The sequence below is a fragment of the Microcoleus sp. Pol12B4 genome, assembly GCF_036701385.1.
In the GTDB taxonomy this organism is placed as follows: domain Bacteria; phylum Cyanobacteriota; class Cyanobacteriia; order Cyanobacteriales; family Microcoleaceae; genus Microcoleus.
In genome coordinates, this window is record NZ_JAUBQR010000078.1 from 1 (window position 1) to 9,179 (window position 9,179).

General features: G+C 43.9%; 4 protein-coding genes. 2 read left to right on the top strand and 2 right to left on the bottom strand.

Going from position 1 to position 9,179, the window contains the following annotated elements; genetic code table 11:
• Together QUA38_RS13120 and QUA38_RS13125 are read left to right on the top strand one after the other, a co-directional pair.
• The coding region (locus tag QUA38_RS13120) for an ATP-binding protein (RefSeq protein WP_333162389.1) at positions 1 to 4,767 on the top strand (4,767 nt) is incomplete at its 5' end.
• Positions 4,768 to 4,776: 9 nt separating this feature from the next.
• Positions 4,777 to 6,276, top strand: a complete 1,500-nt coding sequence (locus QUA38_RS13125; RefSeq protein WP_333162391.1) for a response regulator — start codon at positions 4,777 to 4,779, stop codon at positions 6,274 to 6,276.
• Positions 6,277 to 6,604: 328 nt separating this feature from the next.
• Here QUA38_RS13125 and QUA38_RS13130 read toward each other — a convergent pair whose 3' ends face one another.
• Both QUA38_RS13130 and QUA38_RS13135 read right to left on the bottom strand, forming a co-directional pair.
• Positions 6,605 to 6,946, bottom strand: coding sequence for a hypothetical protein (locus tag QUA38_RS13130; RefSeq protein ID WP_333162393.1), 342 nt, complete (start codon positions 6,944 to 6,946; stop codon positions 6,605 to 6,607).
• A gap of 1,135 nt (positions 6,947 to 8,081) precedes the next feature.
• Complete coding sequence (locus QUA38_RS13135) at positions 8,082 to 9,071, bottom strand: hypothetical protein (protein WP_333162395.1); 990 nt, start codon at positions 9,069 to 9,071, stop codon at positions 8,082 to 8,084.
• Positions 9,072 to 9,179 lie beyond the last annotated feature (108 nt).

Genomic DNA, 9,179 nt, shown 5'->3' on the forward strand with positions numbered 1-9,179 from the left:
CTAGGGGCAACTGAAGCTCAAAACCGTTTCAGTCGCGTCTTTAAACAATTCATTGGCGTATTTACGACTATTGACCATCCCTTAGTTATTTTCCTCGATGACTTGCAGTGGGCGGATTCAGCATCGTTAAAATTAATTGAATTGCTAATAACTGATTCTGATAGCAAGTATTTATTGCTGATTGGGGCATATCGAGATAACGAAGTTTCTCCAACTCATCCGACGATTCAAACAATTGACAAGATTCGCCAAACTGGTGCGACGGTGAATAATATTGTCCTTCAACCATTACACCTGGTTCATGTCGAAGAATTAATTGCGGATACTTTAAATGAATCTGGCGGTTCGGAATCCCTATCTGTAAAGACGCGAAATTTCGCGTCTCTACTTTTTAATAAAACGCAGGGCAATCCTTTCTTCATAAGTCAACTCCTAAAAACTCTCTATCAAGAAGATTTGTTGACTTATGATTTATATTCTGGCGTCTGGCAATGGAATATCGAGCAAATTCAAGCGATCGGCATCACCGATTACAATGTTGTCGAACTGATTGCTAGAAACATACGCAAATTGCCGGAAGATACACAAAAAGTATTAAAATTTGCTGCTTGTATTGGCAACACTTTTAACTTAGAAGTTCTGGCGATTGTCAATCAGGAATCATCCTTAGTCACGGCGGCGCAATTGTGGGCCGCACTTCAAGCTGGGTTGATTTTACCTTTGAGCAATGAATACAAAATTCCCCTCGTGTTTAGTCAGGAAGAATCGGGCGGTTTTACCTTAACTGATGTGAAAGTTGACTACAAGTTTTTACACGACAGAGTGCAGCAAGCTGCCTATTCTTTGATTCCAGATGAGCAGAAAAAAGAGACCCACTTAAAAATCGGTCAACTGCTGCTGGAAAGTACAACCCCAGAAGACCGAAAAGAAAATATTTTCGCTTTAGTTAACCAACTCAATTATGGTACTGACTTACTTACCACTGAATCCCAAAAATATGAACTAGCCGAATTGAATCTGATTGCAGGTCAGAAAGCGAAAGCTGCTACAGCCCACGATTCCGCCGTCAAATATTTGCAAGTAGGTTTATCTCTGCTAGCGGTACATAGTTGGGACAATCGCTATGAACTAGCATTAAGGTTGCATGAGGAAGCAGCAGAATCAGCATATTTGAGTGGTGATTTTGACGGAATGCAGAGATTCGTTGAGATAGTACAAAACTGCGCCAGAACGCTATTGGACATAGTAAAAGTATACGAAGTCCAGATTCAAGCTTATATGGCGCAGAACAAGCTGGTCGAAGCATTGAATACGGGGCTGCAAGTCTTAAAGCAGTTGGAGGTAGAGTTTCCCGACTCGCCAAACCCATCTGATATTGGGCAGGCGCTGGGGGAAACTGCGGCAATTTTGAGCGGAACCCGAATTGAGGACTTAATCGATCTCCCTGAAATGACCGATCCTTATCAATTAGCAGCGATCAGGATTTTGTCAAGTATATTTTCTGCTTGCTATTCTGGGATGCCCGTACTGGTGCCTTTAACAGTGTGCAAACAGGTCAATTTATCCGTTCAATATGGCAATGCTTCTGTGTCTCCCTTTGCATATGCGGTATATAGTCTTCTTCTTTGCGGGGCGGTAGGAGATATTGAGCGGGGCTATGAGTTGGGCCAATTAGCTTTACGTCTAGTGTCAAAGTTAAATGCCAAAGAAATCGAAGTCAAGACTTGCCACTTAGTGTATGCAGCCGTTCAACATTGGAAAGAACACGTCCGAAATACCTTAGAACCTTTCCTGTCAGCTTTCTCTAGCGGGCTGGAAACTGGAGATTTAGAATATGCTGGCTATGCCGTCATGGTGTGGAGTCATTACTCGTTTTTTGTTGGCAAGCAACTAATGCAACTCGAACGAGAAATAGCAACTTACACAGATGCACTTCATAAAATCAGCCAAAAAACAGCGCTTAATAATACAAAAATCTGTTGGCAAGCCGTCTTAAACATGATGGGAAGAAGTGAAAATATATGCCAGTTAAAGGGGAAAGTCTACGACGAAGATAAAATGCTGTCGCTATATCAGCAAACCAACAATCAACTGGCAATTCATTACTTATACTTGCACAAACTTGCGCTTTGTTATGTGTTTGAAAATTACGCGGAAGCTTTAAAAAATATCCCTCAAGTAGAAAGTTCTTTCGGCTCATCTACAGGGCAGCTAACTGTTGTTATTTTCTATTTCTACGATTCTCTAGTACGGCTAGCTGTGTATTCTGAAACTTCGCAGTCCGACCAACAGGACATTCTTAACCGAGTACAAGCTAATCAAGAAAAATTGCAAAAATGGGCGCATTATGCCCCAATGAATCATCTACATAAATTCTATTTAGTAGAGGCAGAAAAAAATCGTGTTTTAGGCGAAAAAGTAGAAGCGATCGAGATGTACGACAAAGCGATCGCTCTTGCTAAAGAAAACGAGTATATCAACGAAGAAGCACTAGCTGACGAACTCGCTGCTAAATTTTATTTTTTATGGGGTAAAGAAAAAATTGCCCGAACCTACATGACCGATGCTTATTATGCCTATATGCGCTGGGGAGCTTTAGCTAAAGTTAAAGATCTAGAAGAAAAATACCCGCAATTAATAGCGCGATCGCCTGCGGTCACTGAAACCCCTTTCGACCCTACAATGACAATTGATCCTTTGACCATTACAGGCGGTCAAACAGAGTTGCTAGACTTGGCAACTGTAATGAAAGCATCTAGTGCCATTTCTAGCGAAATTGTTCTACCTAACTTGCTCATCAAATTAATGAAAATTTTGATAGAAAACGCAGGCGCTGAAACTGGAGCGCTTATTTTATCAAAAGAGGGTCAACTTGTTATAGAAGTCGCGGGAACTAAAGATCAAGTCCGAGTGCTAGAATCTTTACCAGTATCAACTTCTGGGCTAGTGCCTATCTCGGTACTTAATTACGTCACCAGAACTCAGAAAGATGTCGTTTTAAATGATTCGGGCCGCGAGGAAATCTTTAACGCCGACCCCTACATTGTCGAACACAAACCAAAATCAATTTTGTGTGCGCCTATCCTATATCAAGGTAAGTTAACTGCCATCCTGTACCTAGAAAACAACGTGATTGCTGGCGCTTTCACGCCGAAGCGGGTAGAAGTTTTGCGGATGCTATCGGGACAAGCTGCGATCGCCTTAGAAAATGCCAACCTCTATCACACTTTAGAAGTCAAAGTAGAAGAACGAACCGAGGAATTAAAAGCCAAAAATACGAGCCTAGAAGTGGAAATTCAAGAGCGACAGCGAGCCGAGCAAGCGGCCGAAGCCGCAAACCGCGCCAAGAGCCAATTTCTCGCCAACATGAGCCACGAACTTCGCACACCGCTCAACGGCATTTTAGGTTATACCCAAATCCTCAAACGAGACACAGGTTTAACCAGTCAACAAAATTCTGGTATTAACATCATTCATCAGTGTGGCGAACACCTCCTAACTCTGATCAATGACGTTCTAGACCTGTCCAAAATCGAAGCCGGAAAAATGGAACTCTACCTCACCGAGTTTCACCTGCCAGACTTTCTCCAAGGCATTACTGAAATCTGCCAGATTCGCGCCCAACAGAAGGGAATCTCTTTGATTTACGAACCGCTAACTCCACTTCCCACTTGCATCCAAGCCGATGAAAAAAGGTTGCGGCAAATTCTCATCAACTTACTCGGCAATGCCATAAAATTCACCGAAAAAGGAGGCGTTACTTTCAAAGTAGACAGACTGGAGACTCAGAAATCTTTGTCATCACCAATCGCCAATCCCCAATCCCTAACAGCGAAATTTATTTTCCAAGTAGAAGATACAGGCATTGGCATCGCGCCGGAGGAACTCTCAAAAATATTTTTGCCCTTCGAGCAAGCCAGCGGTTCAGTTAGCCAAATAGAGGGGACAGGATTAGGGCTGCCAATTAGTCGCCAATTAGTGGAGATGATGGGCGGCGAACTGAAAGTACAAAGCTCTTTCGGTAAAGGCAGTATTTTCTGGTTTGAGTTAGAGTTGCCTATTACCGAAAGCTGGGAAGGGTATCAAAAAGAACCTGAAAAAATTATCAGGGGTTTCTCAGGCGATCGGCAGAAAATTTTAGTCGTTGACGATCGCTGGGAAAATCGCTCGGTTCTAGTTAATCTTTTAGCTCCCATTGGGTTTGAATTAATGGAGGCAACGGACGGTCAAGACTGCGTGAATAAAGCGCTGTTATTTCAACCGGACTGTATTATAATTGACTTAGTAATGCCAGTGATGGACGGCTTTGAAGCGGTAAGGCGGATCAGAAAAATTCCTCTATTGAAGGATGTAATCGCGATCGGAACTTCTGCTAGCATTTTATCCGGCGATCCCCACAGCATTTTCCAGGCTGGTTGCAACGCTTTTCTCCTCAAACCTATTCGGGCCGAAAAGTTATTAGAATGCTTGGGCAACCATTTAGGTTTAGAATGGGTTTATGAGGAGCAAACAACTTTCAGTTCAGAAGGTATCTTCACCGATGCCTCTTCCCAAATCCAAGACCAACCACTGATTGCTCCCCCTTCGGAAGAAGTTGCAGTCCTGTTCGATTTAGCCATGAAAGGTGAACTCCTCAGTATTGAGAAGCGAGCCAGCAAGCTGAAGGCAATAGATATGCGTTATGCACCTTTTGTCAATAAGTTGCTTGAATTAACCAAAAACTTTGAAGAAGACAAATTAGTAGAATTTGTTCAACAGTTTAGATGAGGACTAAAAATGACTAGCGAATCTTTAGACAGAGGAACCATTTTAATTGTGGATGATACGCCCACTAATCTGGGTTCAGTATTAGATTTTTTGAGCGCATCTGGCTTCACTGTTTGGGTAGCTCGCAGCGGGTCTAGCGCTATCAAAAAAGTGCAATATTCTCAGCCGGATTTAATTTTGTTGGATGTTCTGATGCCAGAGATGGACGGGTTTAAAACCTGTCAACATCTAAAAGCAAATGACTTAACTAAAGATATCCCAGTCATTTTTATGACCGCGCTGGACGATACAGAAAGCAAAGTCAAAGGCTTTAATGTGGGGGGAGTTGATTATATCACTAAGCCCCTTCAACAGGAAGAAGTTTTAGCTCGGGCTATCACACACCTGAATCTGCGAAATCTAACTAAAAAGCTTCAGGCACAAATTGCCGAGCGCGAGCGAGCGCAAGCCGACCTACAAGTTTTGACACAAGAACTAGAGACGCGAGTAGAACAGCGCACCGCTGAACTTTCCAAAACGAACGAACGCCTCAAGCAGGAGGCTGCTGAACGCAAGCTTGCACAAGCAGCTTTGCAAGCATCGGAAGCGCGAGAGCGGCACAAAGCCCTACAGCTCGAAAATTCCCTGCACGAACTCAAGCATGTACAAAGCCAGCTCATTCAAAGCGAAAAAATGTCGGGGCTAGGCCAACTCGTAGCTGGTGTAGCCCATGAAATCAATAATCCAATTAATTTTATTTATGGAAATCTTTCCTATGCTCTGGAATATTCAAAAGCTTTGGTCACTATCATTGACCTGTACCAAAAGCACTATCCTAATCCGGCTCCAGATATACAAGCAGAAATCGCAGCAAGCGAGCTAGATTATCTCAAAGACGACTTGCCTAAAATGTTCAAATCGATGTACTTAGGAGCCGATCGCATCCGCGAAATCGTTTTATCTTTGCGCCTCTTCGCACGGCAAGAAGGATATGAAATGAGATCGGTCAACCTTCACGAAGGCATGGACAGCACGCTGATGATTTTACAGAGCCGACTAAAATTTAAGTCGGATCGCCCCTCGATTGAAGTGGTGCGGGACTATTGCCCAAACCTGCCCGAAGTCGAGTGTTATGGGGGAGAAATGAATCAAGTATTTATGAACGTACTTGCAAATGCGATCGATGCTATTGACGAGTGGAACACGCAGAGATCGCTAGAAGAAATTAAAGCGAATCCTAGCGTGATTCGGATTAGCACAGAAGTAACAAGCAGCAATTGTGTAGCTGTCCGAATTGTAGACAATGGGCCGGGGATATCGGAAGATGTTCGTCGCCATGTATTTAACCCGTTTTTTACGACAAAACCCCCCGGTAAGGGCACAGGAATTGGGTTATCGATTAGCTGGCAAATTGTAGTGGAAAAACACCGGGGAAGCTTGGGGTGTATTTCTGCACCAGGCAGAGGAACAGAGTTTACTATTGAGATTCCGATTCGGCAGGAGTCTCCTGTCTTGTCGCTGTCAGCTTGATGTTCTGCAAAAAAGTTAGTGAATTCATAGGGTTAATTTTTTAAACTACTCCCCAATCTAGCCAGCTTAACAAAAGTTGTGTGGCCACTGCTTGTCAAGTTTCCTCACCAACGCTCGTCATCCCAGGGTTCACAAACTAAAAAACCCAGGGGTCGCCGAGACTGTGTGCGATCGCTGAAGGGGTAACAAGAGAGCTACGAGGTAGAGCGCATAATGGTTTCCGCCCTTATACCTCTCTTATAAAAGCGGCGTTTATGGGGGGATTTAGTGGTTAATTCGGCAGTCCATTGGTGATATTGTTCCCAGTTTTTAACGCAGTTTTATTTATTTAAATCCACACAAAATGTACTGAATTTTCAGTAAATTCTCCCGGCTTATTTGGGACTACAGACATATTTTTTTCCTGATATCTCTTGATTTCGTCTCCTTGCAGGGTTGACTTTAAATAAGCCAGAGACATCACCACGATCATTGAGTTAAATCGGTTTTCTCTTAATCCAGTGCCTTCTAGATTATAGCCCCCTCTTTTACAGTATCGGAACATTTCTTCAATCCCCCTTCTTCTTTTATACGCTTCGATGGCGACGATTAAACTTCCCTGATTCCTCAAGATATACCAAGGCCATTTTGTGTTTTGATTGCGGTAGTTTATTTTCCATTTAGCTGCCACGACAAAATCCTGAAAGTTGCCGGGTTTTACGGATTCTCTTCCCTTGACAATATAAGGTGGCTCCCGGTTTAATTGGCAACTGATATAATTGCTGCCAAATTTTATTTTAGACTTCCAGAAAAGTCGCTTTTTTCAACCTTAAACAACATCCGACATTCCTTGTCTGAAGCCAGGTAGCTAAATCTAGGTAACAAAACTCGCGGTCTCCTAGCACCACTATTTGATAATCTTTGAATATTGCTAAAACTGAGGATAGTACACTTTATTGTTCCTCCTGGTTACTATTGCCTATGTGGGGCAGTAATATCCAGGCTAAGGGAATGGCTCTTCTTGACCAAATCACGAGGACCATTAGTAAGTTGAGATTTTTTCACTGGCGGCGGTCAATCGTTAGGTATAACTTCTGTTTCGACTTTTTGGGTACCGATTTCTCTAGGCAATAACTGATGATAAGCCACAATAAGCTACTAATCGTTAAGCTACGTAAATCCAAGAATCTTTGTAATTTTCTGCATCTTCCTTCACAAGTTATCCAGATTGGAAAGACTCTTGCTATTGTTTCTAGTTTGACTTTTTTTTCGGCTTGAATCATGTTGAGCCAGAAGCAGCAACATCAGGAAGTGGGCGCGGCCCAATTTTTTTTCTAGATGCTCGTAACTAAATTCCATTAGTATTTTTTTGATTTGTGGGTTTACTTGCCACTATAGTAGACCCATCTTTTTTGGGGAACCCAGCTCTCATCCCTTCTGTGTCAAGGTTTCAGCTTTCTTGTTAACCCCCTGAAATTGTCTGTTAAAAAGCAATCAAACAATGAGTGGGGTGGGCGCCCCGCCCGCGGAGAATATGCAATTTAAATGCGCGACAGCTTAAATCAATACTCCGGACAGTTTTTGAGAATGAGGCTGAAACCCTCATTCTACCGTTAGCATTTGACCTAGCTGAGAAGGCTGAAACCCTCATGCTGCCGTTGTTGATTGAAAACTGTCCGGACTATTGTTAAATGAAATTTTAATAAAATTGAAAAAAGTCAAAAGTAAGAAAGCTTTCAGTAAAAACAAGTTTTTTTACTTTTGGCTTTTGACTTTTGACTTTTAGCACATCGAGTATTCAACTCAAAACTCAACACTCAAAACTTTTAAGGCGCTGCTGCTGCCCTGCGGTTGGCAACAATCAGATTAGCCTGATACTCTGCCGCTTTTTGCTGAGCCTTTTGATAGTTTGGGCTGGTTGACGGTACGGCTCTCATGAGCTTAACCGCTTGCTGCCACTCGCTTGCTACTGCGATCCACTCATTTTGAGACTGAGCCTTCTGGGCCGAAATTGCTGCCTTCTGAGCTGTGTTAACGGCTTCCCTCCAAGAGTCAGGCTTAGGCGCGGCGGCTTTTGGTGCAGGAGAAACTGGAGCTGGGCTTGCTGGCGCAGCAGCAGTGGGAGCGGGTTTTGGTGCAGGGGAGGCTGCCTGTGTGGTGCCTGGAGATGCGGCTGGAGAGGATACAGCGGCTTTAGAAGGGGGAGATGAGGGTTGGGGGGAGGGGGAAGCAGCTTCGGGGGCGATGGGTTCTGGGTTAGAGTCGCCGAAGGGGAAAGTTTTAGTAAAGAAAAGCCCTGCGATCGTCGCCAGAGGTACTAAGATACCCACAGGTATTACCCATTTGGGAAATTGTTTTTTCGGAGGCGGGGCTTGATCTTCGTCTTCGTCTTCGTCTTCCTCGTCGTCATCTCGATCGAATTCTCCTTCTTGATAATAGTCTCCGCCTTCGGGCTCGACATCATCTAAACCTACAGAGTCGTCAGGCATTCCACTATCCAAGGGGTAAGGCATGGGATCGGCAGGCATCAGATCAATTTCATCTTCCCACGCAGGCGATCCGTCACCTGTTCGACGCCCGTAAACCTTTACAGTGTGAATTGATTCGAGTCCCAGCTTCGTCATGCCGGTGCGGATGAAATCGACCAATACCATTTGATCCGGTACTTTGTCTGCCTCCAGAATTATGTGGAGGCAGCCGTTGTCCCGCGTCACATCGGCGTTGATGCCTTTGGGTTTGAGTGTACGGTTGATGCTAGATGCGATCGCTTTTGGATCGCCTTGCTTGAGCAGTTCCCGCGGGTTCTGTTGTGTCATGGGTAGCGCTCTTTTTTTGGGGGGGGTGGAGAGCCGGCAAATAATATTAACCGATCGGCGTTCGGCGGACAATATTTATTTACCACATTAACTTCTACTTTGCCATTC

What these genes read in the sequence shown, in the direction of transcription:
- QUA38_RS13125 (WP_333162391.1), top strand. Translation starts at nt 4,777, where the DNA reads ATGACTAGCGAATCTTTAGACAGAGGAACCATTTTAATTGTGGATGAT.
- QUA38_RS13135 (WP_333162395.1), bottom strand. Translation starts at nt 9,071, where the DNA reads ATGACACAACAGAACCCGCGGGAACTGCTCAAGCAAGGCGATCCAAAA.